Consider the following 16,885-nt stretch of genomic DNA (forward strand, 5'->3'; position numbering starts at 1 on the left):
TTTTATTTAGCTGTTTCTTCCACAATGTCATAGACGACTTTCATGACTTCTTCTGATAAGTGTTTCAGCTTTTCTTCGCTGTCAGTTAACGATGTGCCTTTGACTGCAATATAAAATTTGACTTTAGGCTCCGTACCAGAAGGTCGTAAACAAAACCATGAGCCATCTTCAAGGAAATATTTCAGGACGTTTGATGCCGGCAGATGAATCGTTTCTTCTTTCTTTTCAGCCACAAGGTGCCTTTGACTTGATTGATAATCCTCAATGACCGTAATGCGCTGACCGGCGATAGAAGCTGGCGGGTTTGATCTAAAGGTATGAAGAATAGCAGAAATCTGCTCTGCTCCTACTTTCCCCTTTAAGGTTAATGACTTTAACCCTTCTCTATAAAATCCAAATTCCTTAAAAATATCAACAAGCGCATCGTATAATGACTTGCCTTGTTTCTTATAAAAGGCTGCGACCTCAACTGCTAATAGCGCCGCTTGAACTGCATCTTTATCTCGTGCAAAATCACCGATCAAATAGCCGTAGCTTTCTTCATAGCCAAATTGAAACGTGTATTCTCCGCTTTCTTCAAACTGCTTGATTTTTTCTCCGATAAATTTAAAGCCAGTGAGCGTATCAATGGTGTCAGCTCCAAATGCTGAGGCAACAGCACGCCCAAGCTCACTTGTCACAATCGTTTTCATCACAACGGGGCGAGGCGGCAACTGACCTAGTTTTTGTTTTTCAGATAATAAATAATGAAGTAGTAAGGCGCCTGTTTGGTTGCCGGTCAAAACGGTAAATTCACCATCATGATTTTTCACAGCGATACCTAATCGATCTGCATCTGGATCTGTCGCAATCAACATATCAGCATTTTGCTTTTCGCCAAGCTTGATGGCGTATTCAAAAGCGGCATGCTCCTCTGGATTTGGAGACGTGACCGTCGAGAATTGTGGATCTGGTTTTTCCTGTTCAGGTACAACCGTCACATGCTCATAACCAAAGGCCTGAAGTCCGTTTCGGACAGGTTTATTCGCCGTTCCATGAAGCGGGGTAAACACCACTTTGACATCGACTTCTTTTGCAAGCTCAGGGTGCACACGAATGGTTTTTAATTTTTCCATATACGCTTGATCGATTTCTTCACCAATCATGCGGATCAAACCATTTTGCTTCAATACTTCTTCTGATTCCACTGAAATGGCTAATTCATTTTCGATGGCATCTACTTCTTTAATGACTTGATCTGCTTCAAATGGGGGCATTTGGCCTCCATCTTCTCCATATACTTTATAGCCATTATATTCCGGCGGATTGTGACTTGCTGTCACAACAATCCCTGCAAAGGCATTCAGTTCTCGAACTGCAAAAGAGAGTTCTGGTGTCGGACGCAGTTCATCAAATACGTATGTTTGAATGCCATGTGAAGCAAGTGTTTTGGCCGCTTCCATCGCAAATTCAGGAGATTTATGGCGTGAATCATAGGCAATGGCGACGCCTCTTTTTTTTGCATCCTCTCCATGTGCTGCAATATACGCAGCAAGACCAGCGGATGCTTTTCGAACAGTGTAAACATTCATTCGATTCGTTCCAGCACCAATTTCTCCGCGCATTCCTCCAGTACCAAACTCAAGGTTTTTGTAGAAACAGTCTTCAAGTGCTTGATGATCATCTTGATGTGCCTCCAGCCATTCCCTCAGTTCAGTATCCAGGTGCTTCTCATTGATCCAACGCTCATAATTCGTATTCCAACTCATGGTCGTCCTCCCAGCTCTTATCATCAATAAAATAACATCTACTGTTATTTTATATGGAATTATCCTTCATGTCATGTTATATCATGAACATATGAAAAAACGATGAACAAAATAAAAAAAGCCGATACACGATCGGCTTTTTACTTATTCAGCATCAAGCGGTACGACTGCTTCATGGAATAGTCGGTCTAATTCAGTTTGATGTTTCTGTTTTGTCTCTTCATCCCAGCCAAAACGATCTGCCATATAGTCAACAACAGGCTGTGCATACGTTTTTGCCCAATTGATATTAAATAATAGGCTGCCTGTTCTTCTCAAGAAGAAATCGACAGGTGTTACAGCCAATTCTTCTTCGATCGCATAGACAAGTTCAGCCAACACATATGCGGGAATGTTTCGTTTGTCTGCTTCCCCTTGAAGCTGCTCTACACGCTTGAAGACATTGCTGACGTTTGAGCCATATTTCTCAGCTAATTTTTGTGCAATCGGTTCTGTCAAACCAACGGATGCTCCTTCTGCCGTTTTCGCTTGAACAAAGGATGCCATATTTTTCGAACCGCCTACATGCCCACCTGAAATTGGCATATGTTTCGTTTTACATGGTCCGAAATCTTTTCCAGTTTCCTCTTTCAGTCCATCACGTACAAGATTCACAATGTGTTCAGCCATTTTACGGTAACCTGTTAATTTACCGCCGGCAATCGTGATTAAGCCTGAAGATGATGTCCATACCTCATCTTTACGAGAAATTTCTGAAGGATCTTTCCCTTCTTCATGAATGAGTGGACGAAGACCAGCCCAGTTAGATTCAACGTCTTTCTCTGTAATGTTAAGATCTGGGAACATATATTGAATGGCTTTGATCACGTAATCACGATCTGCTTTTGTCATACGCGGATGTTCCAGCTGTTTTTTGTAAACGGTATCTGTTGTTCCCACGTACGTTTTTCCTTCTCTTGGAATCGCAAAGACCATTCGTTTATCAGGTGTGTCAAAGTAGATTGCTTGTTTTAATGGGAAAACAGATTGATCAAATACTAAGTGAATTCCTTTTGTATGCTGTAAATGTTTCCCCTCTTTTGAGTGGTCCTTGTCTCTTAGCTGATCGACCCATGGACCTGTCGCATTGACGATTTTTTTCGCATATACATCGTATGTTTTCTGTGTTGTGACATCTTCAATGACAACACCGACAACTTTGCCTTTATCATAAATAAATTCTTTTACTTTCGCATAGTTGACCGCTTCTGCCCCGAATTTCACAGCCTCTTTCATGACTTCAATTGTCAGACGTGCATCATCTGTACGGTATTCAACATAGTAGCCCCCGCCTTTTAAGCCATCCTTTTTCACAAGCGGTTCTTTTGCAAGTGTTTCTTTCGCACTTAGCATACTTCTGCGTTCACTATGCTTAACGCCAGCTAAAAAGTCATATACTCTAAGTCCGATTGAAGTTGAAAACTTACCGAATGTCCCGCCTTTATGCATCGGAAGAAGCATCCATTCTGGCGTTGTCACATGAGGACCGTTTTCGTATACGATGGCACGCTCTTTACCGACCTCTGCGACCATTTTCACTTCAAATTGTTTTAAATAACGAAGTCCACCGTGCACTAGTTTCGTTGAGCGGCTAGACGTACCTGCTGCGAAATCCTGCATTTCCGCAAGACCGACACGCATTCCGCGTGAAGCCGCATCAAGTGCCGTACCTGCGCCTGTAATACCCCCACCAATGATAAACACATCATATGGTTTTTTTGTCATGTCCTGAAGCATTTGTTCTCTTTCTAAGCTAGAAAAAGTCATCTCTTGTTCCTCCCATGTTGTACGGTAAAGAAAAAGAGACCGCAAACACCCAAAGCGTATTTCTACACTTCGGTGCTTGCGGTCTCTCCAGTTCTCCAACCGTTCTATTAACTTACTTGAAGTATACCATACTTTTTGTTTATTTGAAAGCTTGAGCTGCTTTTACAGCCTTTTTCCACCCGCTGTATAACGAGTCACGGCTGTCTTCTTCCATTTTAGGTTCAAAGCGCTTGTCAAGGTTCCATTGTTTTGCAATGTCTGAACGGTCGTTCCAGAAGCCAACTGCTATTCCCGCAAGATAGGCCGCACCGAGTGCCGTCGTTTCATTAATTTCTGGACGTTCTACTGGTACATCGAGCAAATCACTTTGGAAGCCCATTAAGAAATCATTCTTTACAGCTCCGCCATCGACACGCAATGTTTTAAGTGAGATGTTTGAATCTTTTTCCATCGCATCTAAAACATCTTTCGTTTGATAAGCAAGTGATTCTAACGTTGCTCGAACAAAGTGCTCTTTAGAAGTACCGCGTGTTAAACCGAATACAGCGCCTCGGACATCACTATCCCAATATGGTGTGCCTAAACCAACGAATGCTGGTACGACATATACGCCGTCTGTTGACTCAACGCGCTCAGCATAAGCTTCACTGTCTTTTGAGTCTTTAAACATTCTAAGTCCATCACGCAGCCACTGGATCGCTGAGCCAGCAACGAAAATACTTCCTTCTAAAGCATATTCAACTTTGCCGTCAATGCCCCATGCAATCGTCGTTAACAATCCATGATCCGACTTAATTGCTTTTTCCCCTGTATTCATCAACATGAAACATCCTGTACCATATGTGTTCTTCGCCATTCCTTCTTCAAAGCAAGCCTGACCGAATAACGCAGACTGCTGATCTCCCGCCGCTCCTGCAATCGGAATATTTTTACCGAAGAAGTGATAGTCTGTTGTTTCACCATAAATGTGTGATGATGGTTTGACGTCTGGCAGCATGGAAGCTGGAACACCTAAGATATCAAGGAGTTCTTCATCCCATTTCAGATCGTAAATATTGAACATTAACGTTCTTGATGCATTCGAATAATCTGTCACGTGTGATTGCCCGCCAGTCATTTTCCAAATGAGCCATGTATCGATTGTGCCAAACAGTAAGTCACCATTTTCTGCTTTCTCACGAGCACCTTCGACATTGTCTAAAATCCATTTCACTTTAGTGCCTGAGAAATAAGCATCAATCAGAAGACCGGTTTTATTTCTAAACGTTTCATCGTGCCCTTGCGCTTTTAGCTCATCACATATACCCGATGTTTGTCTAGACTGCCAAACAATTGCATTGTAAACGGGTGCGCCTGTATGTTTATCCCAAACGACAGCTGTCTCACGCTGGTTCGTAATTCCGATACCGGCGATTTGATCTGCTTCAATTCCTGATTCGATTAAAGCAGTTGAAATAACTGATAGAACAGAGCTCCAAATTTCATTTGCATTGTGTTCTACCCAGCCTGGGTTCGGAAAATATTGATTGAATTCCTTCTGAGCTGTATGTGCAATTTTACCTTCTTGATCAAATAAGATCGCTCTTGAGCTTGTTGTCCCTTGATCTAATGCGAGAATATATTTTTCTTTTGCCATGGTGTTTTCCTCCCCTTACATACTTTCATTGACAGCATTTGTCTGGTTTTTCGTAGAAACATAGAGTCCTAACAATACCACAACTAAAATAACGCTTACAATCCAAAAGGCTGGTGTGACGTTCGCTTTAAAGGCTGCATTATAGAAAACACCGCCAAATGCACCGCCCAAAATTGGACCAACAACAGGAACCCAAGCATATTTCCAATTTGATGGACCTTTACCTGGAATCGGCAGAATGGCATGTGCGATTCTTGGACCTAAATCACGTGCAGGGTTAATTGCGTAACCAGTTGTACCACCTAATGAAAGACCAATTGCGACAATTAAGAAACCAACAATCAGCGGATTGACTCCGTCTGCAAATTTATTTGCACCAATCGCTAGAATTCCTACCACCAATACAAATGTACCGATGACTTCACTGAGCACGTTTGCAAAAGTATGCGGAATCGCAGGACCAGTTGAGAATACGCCTAGTTTTGCACCTGGATCGTCTGTCGCTTTCCAGTGTGGTAAGTAATGTAAGAAGACAATAATAGCTCCGAGTAATGCGCCAAGCATTTGACCGACAATATACATTGGAACATCAGCCCAAGGAAAACTTCCTTCTAATGCAAGACCTATTGTCAGCGCCGGGTTTAAATGTGCACCGCTGATTCCTCCAGTGGCATAAGCTGCAATCGCTACTGCAAATCCCCATCCGAAAGCGATTACAATCCAGCCGGACTGATAAGCGAGCGATTTCTTTAAACTGACTGCCGCACACACACCGCCTCCGAAAATAATCAGAAGCATTGTACCAACGACTTCACCCCAAAATGGTGTCATGAAAAATTCCTCCTCTGGTTCAGTTGCCATCCCCTATAAATGTGTAGAAAAGATAAAGAAAAAAGACCCACAACAAACATACTTTACATCAGGGTCATTTGTCACCTAGTAAAGCGTCGTTGTGGATCTCCGTTTCTCCATCACATGATATTAACTTAGTGCTATAGTATCAGAGGATGAAAACGTTGTCAATCAATTTTCACATTTTATCTTTTTCACTTTTGGAACGCTTTCCAAAGCTTTGTATTCGATGTGGTGACAGCTGTCGCCCCTGCTGCAAGCGCCCGTTCTACATCTTCTTTTGTTCGGATAAATCCTCCTGCAAATATTGGTATTCCAGCTCTTTCGCGCACTTCTGTAATTAAATCTGGCACGACACCCGGCAATACTTCAATAAAATCTGGACGATGTTTTCCGACAAACTCCATGCTTTTTTCCATCGCACTTGTATCAAGTAAAAACATTCGCTGGATGGCATATACCTTTTTCTGCTTGGCTTTTACTATGACAGAAGACCTAGTAGAAATAATACCTGCCGGTTTCATTTCCTGACAAATAAATTCCGTTCCGTACTCATCATGTTTAATTCCGTGAATGAGATCGACATGGACAAACATTTTTTTATGATGTGCATTCGCCTCATTCATGATGCCCTTAAGCCGCCCTAAGTGAACATCTAGTAAGACCCCATATGTAAATGGACTTTTTAAAAATTCCTCAAATTGCTTCATATTGCGAACAGCAGGTAGAATGGGTTGATCATGAAAACTCATATGCCGTCTCCTTCTAATGTGTATTGGTTCTATCTTCTCCTTACAGTAATAGAATCGCATGTTTTTTTCAATACACCTAGTGTGCCCATTGACCATTCAGCCTAGCAGATCGATTAAAACCTGATCCTTTCTGGACATAGAAAAAAGCAGAGAAACCTCTCTGCTACAGCGTGTAGACAAACCCTCGCATTCTTTGTAATTCCTGCGTGCTGGTGCTCACGAATGTCAAATTCGCTCCGCGCCAGTACTCGTCCTTCCTAGGGATGCAAAGGTTTTCTATCACGCTGAAAAGAAGACAAAGGGCTAAAATAAATAATATTTTAGCCCTTTGTCAACAATCTGAAGCTGAGAAATCTCTGCTATAATTGTGCCATGCTTTCTTTTAAAGTATGGATAATGAATGAGGCGTCTTCATCAGTGATATTTAGCGGTGGTGCTAGCTGTGCCACGTTATTATAGCCAGCCACTGTATCGCCATTTTTCCCAATGATCAATCCTCGTTTTTTACATTCTGCAATCAATTGACCGACTACACTTGGATCAGCTGGCTTTTTTGACGCCTGATCCTGCACAAGCTCAATCCCAAACAGCAGGCCTTTTCCTCTCACATCACCGACAAATGGATGCTCTTTTAACTCTTGCAAACGATCGAGCATGTCTTGGCCAAGCTTGCCTGACCGCTCCACTAATTGCTCGTTTTCCATGATCTCTAGGTTAGCAAGCGCAACCGCACAGGAAGCAGGGTGACCGCCAAATGTATTCACATGCCGTAGCCTGTCATACGTATCTTCTCCTGCATACGCTTCATAAATGTCTCGTTTCACGCACGTTGCAGATAGCGGTAAATATCCACTTGTGATCCCTTTTGCCATGGTGATAATATCTGGTTTTACCTCTTCATGCATAAATCCAAACCGCTTTCCTGTCCGGCCAAAGCCGCATATCACTTCATCCACAATGAGGAGCGCCCCATGATCTTCACAGATTTCTTTCACCTTCTTCAAATATCCTTTTGGCGGCATTAAGATACCGCCTCCTGTAATCATCGGCTCCATGATGACGCCAGCAATGGTCTCACTTAATTCCCACGTCATAGCTTGATCGATTGCATCAGCACTTGCCAAGCTCTCTTGATCTTCAGGATGCCGGTACATATCAGGCGGTGCGACATGGATAAACCCCTGCCCTAACGGTTCATATTTGTACTTACGCTGCGCTTGACCCGTTGCGGCTAGAGCTGCTGCTGTATTGCCATGATACGATCGATATCGGGAAATGAATTTTGTTCGTGTACTCTCTCCCTTTTGCGCATGATATTGTTTGGCTATTTTAAATGCCGCTTCGTTCGCTTCAGAACCACTGTTAGAAAAAAAGATCACATAGTCCCCGCCTAGCCATTCATTGAGCTTCTCAGCCAGCTGAATCGCTGGCACATGGCTTTGTGTCAGTGGGTAGTAAGGCATCGTATTTAATTGCCTATACGCCGCTTCTGCAAGCTCTTTACGTCCATATCCGGCATTTACACACCACAACCCTGACATCCCGTCTAAATAGCGATTTCCATGAATATCTGTCACCCATGCGCCTTCTGCCTCATGAATCACCATACTTTCATTTTCTTTGTTTGTCCCTTTCATATGATGCCAAATGAACTGATCATCTTTCGCCTGAAGATCTTGTGCGTTATGTGTTTTCATCTTCCCACGCCCCCATGTATCCGTTTTCATCATCAAAGAAGCTTAAACCGGTCCTGCATATGACCTCTCCATTCATTATATGGATAAAAAGTGAGGCATATGAAACTGAAACAAGACCGCCCGTGTCGTTACTCTCATTATAAAAAAGGGGCCAGACACATTACATTAGACAGATCGTCAACTGATTGAAAAGAACCATGAGACACTCTACTTGATCCCTTGGCAAATCTAACATATACCGTTAATGGCGATTCCCCTGTAAAAATTCATAAGCAAGGATCGCAAATTCAAGCGCTTGACGTTTTGGCGCTTGCATCATATCCTCACCAAGTAAAGCATGAAGCTTATCCAATCTGTGATAAAGCGTCTGCCTCACAATATAGAGCTGGCTTGCGGTTTCTTTTTTAGAACCGTTTGTCTGTAAAAAGATATTCAGCGTCTGATAGAGCCTGCCGCTATTTTGTTTATCATATAAAATCACCGGCTCTAAATACTCTTTCACCATGCATTCTAATAACCCGCTTTCTTTCATGACAGGCATCAATCGAAGCATATGTAAATCTTGATAAAATGGGCTTTTTATCCGTTGCGGCATCACTTTCTTTAAATGCAGCACTTCTTTCGCTGCTTGAAAACTTTTTCTCATGTACTGAAATTGCTCACAATATGAACCGATTCCATAATTGATGACTGCCTCGCCGGGCTTCTCACGGTCATATAATTGCGTGATGTCGTTTGCCGCTTTTTCTGCACGCTCTTTCCAGTCCTCAACTTTTCTTGTATTCAATAAAATAAATAAGGTTTGTCCTTGATGCTCGTACACAATCAAATAGAAACCAGCACGCTGAAAAATAGAACGGCAAGAGACAAGAAAATAAAGATTCCCTGCGATTTCTTCTATTTGGTGGTTTTTTTGAAAGAGCATCACCACACAGCCGGTCGGTTTTTTCAGTCCTTCTGTTTCCTCAAGGTGTTCTATGATTTCTCTTTCTGTATGCTCTTCATGAAACCATTTTTGCAGCCATTCATTCTCTTTTGTCTTCTTCAGCTCTTCTGTATACAGCTCTCTTAAAGTTTGCTGGGCAAGGGCATTCGCTCCTTTATCCATCACAAGCAGTTCAAATTCCGAGAGTGTGTTCGATTGATGAATGAGGACGAGGTCTGCAAAGGTTTGTTTGAGTGCAAGGACTTGTTTTTGCGTCACTTCATATCCTTTTGGTAATGAAGCATATTGCAAATAATTCATCACCAGCTCTTCTGTTTGTTTGGAAGAATCACATAAAATAATCGGCTCACCTTGAACAGGGATCAGCAGTAGTATCCCTCTCACATGCTGATACACTTGATCCAAAATATCCATCTGCGGATGAGGAGTTAGTAAAAGCTCATTCAGCTTTGACGACAAGGCTTCTAAATCTGCCATCATCTGATACTGACGTTCAATCATCATCGTATGGAGATGCTGTGTAATATTGACGAACTTCACTTCTTTTGTAAACAGAATTAGCGGAAAATCACGTTCTTCTGCATAAATAATCAGTTCTTCCGGTACATCAAACCGGAGCGGTACAAACTCAATACATAATCCAGCCGCACCTGAGTCAATCAACTGTCTTAAAAACGCCTGAAAGACTTCCAATTGATCATGGAAGCCTGCGGCCGTCGTTAAGATCAGCTCGCCTCCGTTTAACAAATCCTCTACAGCAGGCACTTCAAGTACATGTACCCATTTTACCTGCCGAAACAATCCCTTTTCCCCAGCTAACACTTTCGCATGCGTAAAATGCTTCGTTTTTAACACATCACTTACTTGAAAATGAACATCTACATTCATTCATAAGTCCCCCTTTGTTTGCCGTCCCCTATCCCAGAGGGTGCATGGATAAAATCCATAATAAAACAGGTAAAGTCACAATACTTAAAATCGTACTGAGAAACGTCGTGCTTGAGACAAACTCAGGTTTCGTTCGAAATTGCACAGCCATCAGCGTGGTATTCGCCGCAGTCGGCATCGCTGCAACTAAAATCATAATTTGTTTCACCAAATCATCTACCGGTAAAATAAGCGTAAAGCCGAATGCGATGAGTGGTGAGATAAACAGCTTCAGCAGCACCGCATAGGAAATATTACGATAATCCACTTGTTTAAAAGAAATCACTGCGAGCTGCATACCTAAAATCAGCATAATCGTTGGTATCGCTGCATCCCCGACCAGCTGAACACCTGTCATAAGCTCTTTAGGTAATGAAAGGTCAATGAGCTGAAATAATAGACCAAGAAGAGCCCCGTAAGCAACCGGCATACGCAGCACTTTTTTTAGAACGACCTTCAAGTCTCCCGCGTCCTCTCCACCTTTTGCTGCATAATACATGCCGATCGTACTCATGACGAGCTGCTGAAGGACCATTAGCACAATCGCAATATCTAAACCAGCTGCTCCAAAAACAAGAAGGACAACAGGCGTGCCGTAATTTCCATTATTCATAAATGCTGATGACAAAATCATGGCGCAATACGTTTCATTCGAATACCCGTAAATTCGAGATAAAATGAAGACACATAAAACAAGTGAAAGACAAAGCCCTACGACAAATATTGATAAGTACACATAGTCCATCGATACTTTATTTTGATAAAAGGTTTCAAACGCAAGAAATGGTGACATTAAATATAAAGACATTGATGAGAGCGTATGTATATCAAAACCAATTGTCTTCTGCCCAATATACCCTATAAGGAATATGCCGAACACTGGCATTAAGACAAGTAAAAACTCCATGCAGCACCTACTTTTCTCTAGATGAATTCCTTCTTTTTTACCCTCTTATCATACCACTGATCATCAATAAAAAAGAAGCACCCTTATGAAAGGTCGCTTCTCTCCTCATCCATATAAAACACTTCCCATAAATGACCATCACGATCCTGAAAGCTCCAGCCATACATGAAATCATGGTCTTGTTTTTCCTTAAACGGTGAACCACCAGCTGCGATCGCACGCTCTACAAGCTCATCAACCTCTTCCCTCGTCTCGACCTGTAAAGAGATAATGACCTCTGCGCCATTTCTGGCATCTACCAATTCCTTCTCTGAAATGGATTGGAAATGCTTAAGTGATAACAGCATGACTGTGATCGTCTCATTCATCACAAAACAAGCAGCATGTTCATTCGTCAGTTCTTGTTGAAAGTCAAAACCCAGCTGTTCAAAGAAAGCCTTTGACTCATTTACATGCTTAACCGGCAAATTGATATACAGATGTTTAGATTGTCGCCCCATATCCCTCTCCCTTTGTAAAACATCATTTCCATTCAGTATATTCGTCTTTTCATTTGGCATCCCTTTGTCGCATGAAAAAATAAGCGGTAAGTCTCATTACCTTATTTTAACAAAAATGTATAATAAATCTCGTGCACAATACTAAATGAACTAGGAGGTTTTCTTAATGAAAACAATCGCAAAATCTTTGATGCTCTCCACCACTGTCCTTTTATTCGCTTCACCTATTACACAAACAGCTGATGCTGCATCTATTCAAACGAAGCAGGTGACAGCAGAAAGTGATTTTCAGCTTCCTTCAACAACAGACACCATTAAACAAAACATCGAACAATCTTTCCAAAAACAAGAAAAGTGGCTACAAAAATTAGAAGTGATTGCCGGACAAGAAAAACGTGAACAATTTGAGCAGTTTTTCAACCAGCATGTAGGACCTGATTTAAAAAATCTTTTAGAAGAGCCTGCTCTTACATGGAAACAAGTAGAAAAAACGATTTATCAATCTCTTGTCAAATCAGACGTTCCATTTTTAGCTGCCAAAAGCATTGCCCACTTTGCTACACTCGCATTAAAGAAAATGTAAACATACAGAAAAGCGCCTCGCATAACTGCGGGGCGCTTGTTTTGATTATTTCTTATATTCAATATGGTACACGTCTCTTCTTCGGTCTTTCAGCTGACGAACCGTCCCATCTTGACGCTGCCTTCTTAATATTTCTAAGTCGACATCACCGACAACCACCATTTCAATATTCGGGTTGCATTCCCCTACAATGCCATCTCTTGCGAATTCAAAATCAGATGGTGCAAAGATGGCTGATTGTGCATATTGGACATCCATGTTTTCTGTTTGCGGAAGGTTTCCGACTGTTCCAGAAATGACCGTATATATCTGATTTTCAACCGCTCTCGCCTGCGCACAGTAACGCACTCGTAAATAGCCTTGACGGTCTTCTGTACAGAATGGAGTGAAAATAATTTTCGCTCCTTTGTCAGCTGCAATTCGAGCAAGCTCAGGGAATTCAATATCGTAGCAAATTTGGATCGCAATTTTACCGCAGTCCGTATCAAATACCCGGACTTGGTCACCAGCTGAAATCCCCCACCATTTTCTTTCATTCGGCGTGATATGCAACTTATATTGCTTTTCAATCGTTCCATCACGTCTAAATAAATAGGCGATATTATAGATTTTCCCTTCCTCTTCAACGAAATGAGAACCACCGATGATATTAATGTTGTACTTGACCGAGAGATCTGTAAACAAATTGATGTAGTCCTCGGTATATTCTGTGATCCGCTGCACTGCTAGACTTGGTGATCTCTCTTCTAAATATGACATAAGCTGGGTTGTAAAGATTTCCGGGAAAACGGCAAAGTCAGCTGACGCATCTGATGCCACATCCACGTAATACTCCACTTGATTCATAAACTCCTCAAAGGAATGAATTTGCTTCATTGCATATTGAATGACACAAATACGTACTGGGAACGCCGATTTATAATATCTTTTCGATTGCGGGCGATAATCGACATTGTTCCATTCCATTAGCGTTGCGTACGTGCTGGAAGCTTTATCATCCGGCAAGTAATTCGGATTGATCCGCATCAGGCTAAATTCATTTAACAGCTGAAAAGATAGCACAGGATCATAAATTTGGTGCAGCATGACTTGCTCTACATATTGGCGAGGCGTCATTTCCTCTTGATATTTATGATAATTCGGGATACGTCCACCAATGATGATGCTTTTTAAATTTAATCTTCTCGCTAAGTCTTTTCTTGCTTCGTATAAACGATGACCGATTTTCATCCGGCGGTACTCAGGACTGACCATTACTTCAATTCCGTACATATTCATCCCATCTGGATTATGGTTTGTGATATATCCATCATCTGTGATGTCCTGCCATGTGTGACGATCATCGTATTCATCAAAGTTAATTAATAAACTTGAACATGAGCCAATGATTTCTCCCTCGAATTCCGCACAGAACTGGCCTTCTGGGAAATGTTCAAGGTGGCTTTCAAGGTGCTCTTTTTTCCAAGGGTCCATGCCTGGAAAGCATACCTCTTGCAATGCGATGATTCGGTCGATATCTTCTTCTCTAATATTTCGAATCACCATTCTTTTTTCAAATCGCGTTAAATCTAGTTTTTCTGCCATGATGTATTGCCCCCTTACTGATCCTCTTTTTCAAGCTGATGGAATAGCTGGAGCAATTCGATTTCAGCCATGGATTCTAATCTCGCGTCATATTCTTCAAACTGCAGTGTGCTCGTCACTTTATTTGGCACGATGACACATTTCATACCCGCTCGTTTGGCAGCGATTGACCCATTCACAGAGTCCTCAAATGCCACGCAATCTTTTGGCTCAACGCCTAAGCATTGTGCGGTTTGCAAATAAAGTTCTGGGTGAGGTTTCACTTCTTCCACATCGTCTGACGTGCGGATACATTCGAAGTAATCGAAAAGTCCAATTTTTTTCAGGTGATCAGACACCCATTTATAATCTGAGCTGGAAGCAAGTCCAATCTTAATTCCAAGCTCCTTTGCCGCTTCTAAATAAGCTTCTACACCAGGTCTTGCTGCTTCGTCCTTCATTCTCTTTTGAAAACGTGAACGCCGGTCTTCTGTGAGTGCCTCATGATCTAATGTCTTTCCTAACTGCTCTTCCAAGTATTCAAAAGGCTTAAAACCTGCCTGCGTTCCAATCACATTTCCCCATACAGACAGAGGCAGCTCCGATTCATGCTCCGCAAACATTTCCTGCAGAACCTCATATTCATGTGTTTCTGTATCTAAAATTAATCCATCAAAATCAAATATAATCGCCTTTACCAAAGAGGCCACTCCTTTTTTCCGAAAGTCTGAAATATCTTCCATACTGCTATCATATCGTGAATAAAATTGACTTTCAAAGATGAATGTCTGCTAAAATGATTATGTATAAAAGGAGCCTGCATCGTTTTGTCAGGCTCCTGTCATGTTCGATTCTTTCTGCAAGAGATCCAAGCGCTCCGATTCGTGGAGAATAGACATTGTTGAAAAAGAGCGGAATTGGTATTACAGATCTTGAAGGTTTCTCCGTTCCCTTAAAAATAGTATGTGCGACGACCTTGTAAGTTAACAAGGAAGTTCACACCAACTTTTACGCATTTTGAAGGTGACGGCCTGCAAAATCATCTAAATCAAACGGGAAAGAAAAGCCGCACGCATTAATTTGTTCACGGTTGAGTTCAAATAACTCACGATCTCGTTTTGTGATATGTCGCTTCGGCTTTAAAATAATGGTATGTAATAGCTGAAGACCTGATAAGATACGAAAAGCATCATCCATTGTCCCGTTATACACACCATCAATGAATGTAAGCGGGGGTTGTTTTTCCTGCGCTTCTCCATTGACAGAATGGGATAAAAGATCTTCAATTTCCTTTGATACTTCTTCAATTGCCTGCTCTTGAAGGTCTGTCGCAGCTTTCATTAATCTCACGTGGCATCTACCTCTCTGTCGTTATTACTCCATTCAGAATAGCACAGAAAAAAAGTCATTCGCTAAGGTAAGTGTTTCCTATATATACCCAAAGAGAGGACGAATATCATGATCATAAAAGGACACACGCTCTCCCTAAAAGTAGGTGAGCATCAAAATGGCAATTCCTTAAGTCAATTTTTAAAAGACGAAGTGTCTGCCTCTAAACCGATTATCCATTTTTGGATGGAGCACCAAAAAGTCCGTCTCAATCAAAAACCTGCCCACCATGCTGCAAAAGTGAGTACAGGTGATCAGATTCTCATTGATTTATTTGAGACGGAAGAAAGTGATGTGACGCCAGAATACGGTGAATTAGAGGTACTCTTTGAAGACGAGCATTTATTAGTTGTCCAAAAGCCTGCTGGAAGGCCGACGCATCCAAATGAAAAAGGACAAACAGGTACGCTGGCGAACCTAGTCGCTTTCCATTTTCAAGCAAATGGAGAAGAAAAGCGGGTCAGACATATACATAGGCTGGATCAAGACACAAGCGGCACCGTTATTTTTGCCAAACACAGGTTGGCACATGCTGTACTCGATCAAATGCTTTCAAAAAAAGCGATTAACAGAACGTATCTTGCCATCGCACAAGGACTGTTTAAGAAAAAGAAAGGAACGATCCAAGCAGCCATTGGACGTGATAAACACCATGCCGTCAGAAGGAGGGTTTCTCCTACTGGTCAAAGCGCCAAGACTCATTATGAGGTCTTCCATCTCAATAAACGTTTACAGATGACGGCCGTTAAGCTTCGATTAGAAACAGGCAGAACGCATCAAATTCGGGTCCATCTTAGCAGTCTCGGGCATCCTTTAGCTGGCGATACATTATATGGCGGGAAGCGTGACCTGATAAACAGATGCGCCCTTCATGCCAAACAAGTAGACATGAACCATCCATTCACAGGTGAAAAGCTGACGATAGAAGCACCGCTTCCACCTGATATGGCTGAATTAATGGACAATATGTAGAAAAAGAGCCTGATCATACAGGCTCTTTTGACGTTAGACAGATGCTCTTTTCGCATAAATAATGTACCGCTCTGGTGCATTGCCGACAAAATGAAATGGATAGCATGTGGTTAACACAAGCTCTTCTTTTTTATTTTGTAAGGTAATAATGGATGTATCATGCTGATCCACAATTTTCGTATGCGTAATTTCATAAACAAACTCACCATACGGTACAGTGATTTTCAGCTGATCCCCAATATCCAGTTCACCAGTCCGGCGGAAGACCGTATCCCTGTGTCCCGACAAAACGATTTGTCCATTTTGATCAGGGTAATAACTGCCTTTATAATGACCGACGCCTTTGGCAAGGTCGTCCGCATCTGTCCCTTCAACAATCGGCAAATCGGCTTTTAATTTCGGAATGGTCAGGATGCCAGAGGCTTTCCCCATTTCAGGTGAAAATTTTTCCTTCGTCATCCCTTGATCAGTTTCTACGACCTTTTTTGCTTCCTCTAAAGAATGTGCTGTTTGTAGGTGAGTAGAAGCCATTTGCCAGATTCCCCAGCCAAGCACCACAATTCCCGCTGACATGACAATCACTGCAAGCCATTTTTTCATGCGTTAA

Annotated in this window: 15 protein-coding genes; 2 read left to right on the top strand and 13 right to left on the bottom strand. The window is 42.0% G+C overall.

The genetic code is table 11. The features are described 5' to 3' along the window. Nucleotides 1-2 precede the first annotated feature (2 nt). The 9 genes from LCD32_RS01365 to LCD32_RS01405 form a co-directional block, all read right to left on the bottom strand. Nucleotides 3-1,748 carry a phospho-sugar mutase gene (locus tag LCD32_RS01365; RefSeq protein ID WP_041091804.1) on the bottom strand — a complete coding sequence of 582 codons (1,746 nt, stop codon included), beginning with the start codon at nucleotides 1,746-1,748 and terminating at the stop codon, nucleotides 3-5. Between the two features lie 144 nt (nucleotides 1,749-1,892). Continuing rightward, nucleotides 1,893-3,554 (bottom strand): glycerol-3-phosphate dehydrogenase, encoded by a 1,662-nt coding sequence (gene glpD / locus LCD32_RS01370; RefSeq protein ID WP_076821972.1) that lies wholly within the window; start codon nucleotides 3,552-3,554, stop codon nucleotides 1,893-1,895. Between the two features lie 139 nt (nucleotides 3,555-3,693). Next, nucleotides 3,694-5,190: a glycerol kinase GlpK gene (glpK, locus tag LCD32_RS01375; RefSeq protein ID WP_007497075.1), complete on the bottom strand. Its 1,497-nt coding sequence runs from the start codon at nucleotides 5,188-5,190 to the stop codon at nucleotides 3,694-3,696. Nucleotides 5,191-5,205: 15 nt separating this feature from the next. Continuing rightward, complete coding sequence (locus tag LCD32_RS01380) at nucleotides 5,206-6,021, bottom strand: MIP/aquaporin family protein (protein WP_008349011.1); 816 nt, start codon at nucleotides 6,019-6,021, stop codon at nucleotides 5,206-5,208. 215 nt (nucleotides 6,022-6,236) lie between these two features. Next, complete coding sequence (locus LCD32_RS01385; RefSeq protein ID WP_008349014.1) at nucleotides 6,237-6,794, bottom strand: glycerol-3-phosphate responsive antiterminator; 558 nt, start codon at nucleotides 6,792-6,794, stop codon at nucleotides 6,237-6,239. Between the two features lie 359 nt (nucleotides 6,795-7,153). Further along, nucleotides 7,154-8,491, bottom strand: a complete 1,338-nt coding sequence (locus tag LCD32_RS01390; RefSeq protein WP_057079762.1) for an aspartate aminotransferase family protein — start codon at nucleotides 8,489-8,491, stop codon at nucleotides 7,154-7,156. 241 nt (nucleotides 8,492-8,732) lie between these two features. Beyond that, nucleotides 8,733-10,325 (bottom strand): PucR family transcriptional regulator, encoded by a 1,593-nt coding sequence (locus LCD32_RS01395; protein WP_098681053.1) that lies wholly within the window; start codon nucleotides 10,323-10,325, stop codon nucleotides 8,733-8,735. Between the two features lie 28 nt (nucleotides 10,326-10,353). Further along, complete coding sequence (locus LCD32_RS01400; RefSeq protein ID WP_007497064.1) at nucleotides 10,354-11,271, bottom strand: AEC family transporter; 918 nt, start codon at nucleotides 11,269-11,271, stop codon at nucleotides 10,354-10,356. Nucleotides 11,272-11,354: 83 nt separating this feature from the next. Next, nucleotides 11,355-11,771 (bottom strand): VOC family protein, encoded by a 417-nt coding sequence (locus LCD32_RS01405; RefSeq protein WP_008349030.1) that lies wholly within the window; start codon nucleotides 11,769-11,771, stop codon nucleotides 11,355-11,357. A gap of 166 nt (nucleotides 11,772-11,937) precedes the next feature. Here LCD32_RS01405 and LCD32_RS01410 point away from each other — a divergent pair, with 166 nt between their 5' ends. Next, a complete protein-coding gene (locus LCD32_RS01410; protein WP_025207006.1) occupies nucleotides 11,938-12,354 on the top strand; it encodes a hypothetical protein in 417 nt (138 codons plus the stop codon). 45 nt (nucleotides 12,355-12,399) lie between these two features. On the opposite strand, the gene LCD32_RS01415 is transcribed toward LCD32_RS01410, so the two are convergent. From LCD32_RS01415 to LCD32_RS01425, 3 genes are all read right to left on the bottom strand, one after another. Further along, the gene (locus LCD32_RS01415; protein WP_007497061.1) at nucleotides 12,400-13,938 is read right to left on the bottom strand and encodes a bifunctional GNAT family N-acetyltransferase/carbon-nitrogen hydrolase family protein; all 1,539 of its coding nucleotides are present in this window, start codon (nucleotides 13,936-13,938) and stop codon (nucleotides 12,400-12,402) included. A gap of 14 nt (nucleotides 13,939-13,952) precedes the next feature. Beyond that, complete coding sequence (locus tag LCD32_RS01420) at nucleotides 13,953-14,618, bottom strand: HAD family hydrolase (RefSeq protein WP_017360360.1); 666 nt, start codon at nucleotides 14,616-14,618, stop codon at nucleotides 13,953-13,955. Nucleotides 14,619-14,925: 307 nt separating this feature from the next. Then, nucleotides 14,926-15,267, bottom strand: coding sequence for a DUF5365 family protein (locus tag LCD32_RS01425; protein ID WP_048003243.1), 342 nt, complete (start codon nucleotides 15,265-15,267; stop codon nucleotides 14,926-14,928). 108 nt (nucleotides 15,268-15,375) lie between these two features. On the opposite strand from LCD32_RS01425, the gene LCD32_RS01430 reads away from it, so the two are divergent. Then, on the top strand, nucleotides 15,376-16,278 hold the full coding sequence (locus LCD32_RS01430; protein ID WP_048003244.1) for an RluA family pseudouridine synthase: 903 nt from the start codon (nucleotides 15,376-15,378) through the stop codon (nucleotides 16,276-16,278). Between the two features lie 33 nt (nucleotides 16,279-16,311). Here the strand turns inward: LCD32_RS01430 and LCD32_RS01435 are convergent, their stop codons facing one another. Next, nucleotides 16,312-16,878: a class D sortase gene (locus LCD32_RS01435; protein ID WP_024719945.1), complete on the bottom strand. Its 567-nt coding sequence runs from the start codon at nucleotides 16,876-16,878 to the stop codon at nucleotides 16,312-16,314. Nucleotides 16,879-16,885: the final 7 nt, after the last annotated feature.

The organism is Bacillus sp. RSS_NA_20, assembly GCF_020165915.1.
Classification (GTDB): Bacteria; Bacillota; Bacilli; order Bacillales; family Bacillaceae; genus Bacillus; species Bacillus altitudinis.

Coding starts and splice junctions, on each gene's coding strand:
- LCD32_RS01365 (WP_041091804.1), bottom strand. CDS start 1,748: ATGAGTTGGAATACGAATTATGAGCGTTGGATCAATGAGAAGCACCTG.
- glpD (WP_076821972.1), bottom strand. CDS start 3,554: ATGACTTTTTCTAGCTTAGAAAGAGAACAAATGCTTCAGGACATGACA.
- glpK (WP_007497075.1), bottom strand. CDS start 5,190: ATGGCAAAAGAAAAATATATTCTCGCATTAGATCAAGGGACAACAAGC.
- LCD32_RS01380 (WP_008349011.1), bottom strand. CDS start 6,021: ATGACACCATTTTGGGGTGAAGTCGTTGGTACAATGCTTCTGATTATT.
- LCD32_RS01385 (WP_008349014.1), bottom strand. CDS start 6,794: ATGAGTTTTCATGATCAACCCATTCTACCTGCTGTTCGCAATATGAAG.
- LCD32_RS01390 (WP_057079762.1), bottom strand. CDS start 8,491: ATGAAAACACATAACGCACAAGATCTTCAGGCGAAAGATGATCAGTTC.
- LCD32_RS01395 (WP_098681053.1), bottom strand. CDS start 10,325: ATGAATGTAGATGTTCATTTTCAAGTAAGTGATGTGTTAAAAACGAAG.
- LCD32_RS01400 (WP_007497064.1), bottom strand. CDS start 11,271: ATGGAGTTTTTACTTGTCTTAATGCCAGTGTTCGGCATATTCCTTATA.
- LCD32_RS01405 (WP_008349030.1), bottom strand. CDS start 11,771: ATGGGGCGACAATCTAAACATCTGTATATCAATTTGCCGGTTAAGCAT.
- LCD32_RS01410 (WP_025207006.1), top strand. CDS start 11,938: ATGAAAACAATCGCAAAATCTTTGATGCTCTCCACCACTGTCCTTTTA.
- LCD32_RS01415 (WP_007497061.1), bottom strand. CDS start 13,938: ATGGCAGAAAAACTAGATTTAACGCGATTTGAAAAAAGAATGGTGATT.
- LCD32_RS01430 (WP_048003244.1), top strand. CDS start 15,376: ATGATCATAAAAGGACACACGCTCTCCCTAAAAGTAGGTGAGCATCAA.
- LCD32_RS01435 (WP_024719945.1), bottom strand. CDS start 16,878: ATGAAAAAATGGCTTGCAGTGATTGTCATGTCAGCGGGAATTGTGGTG.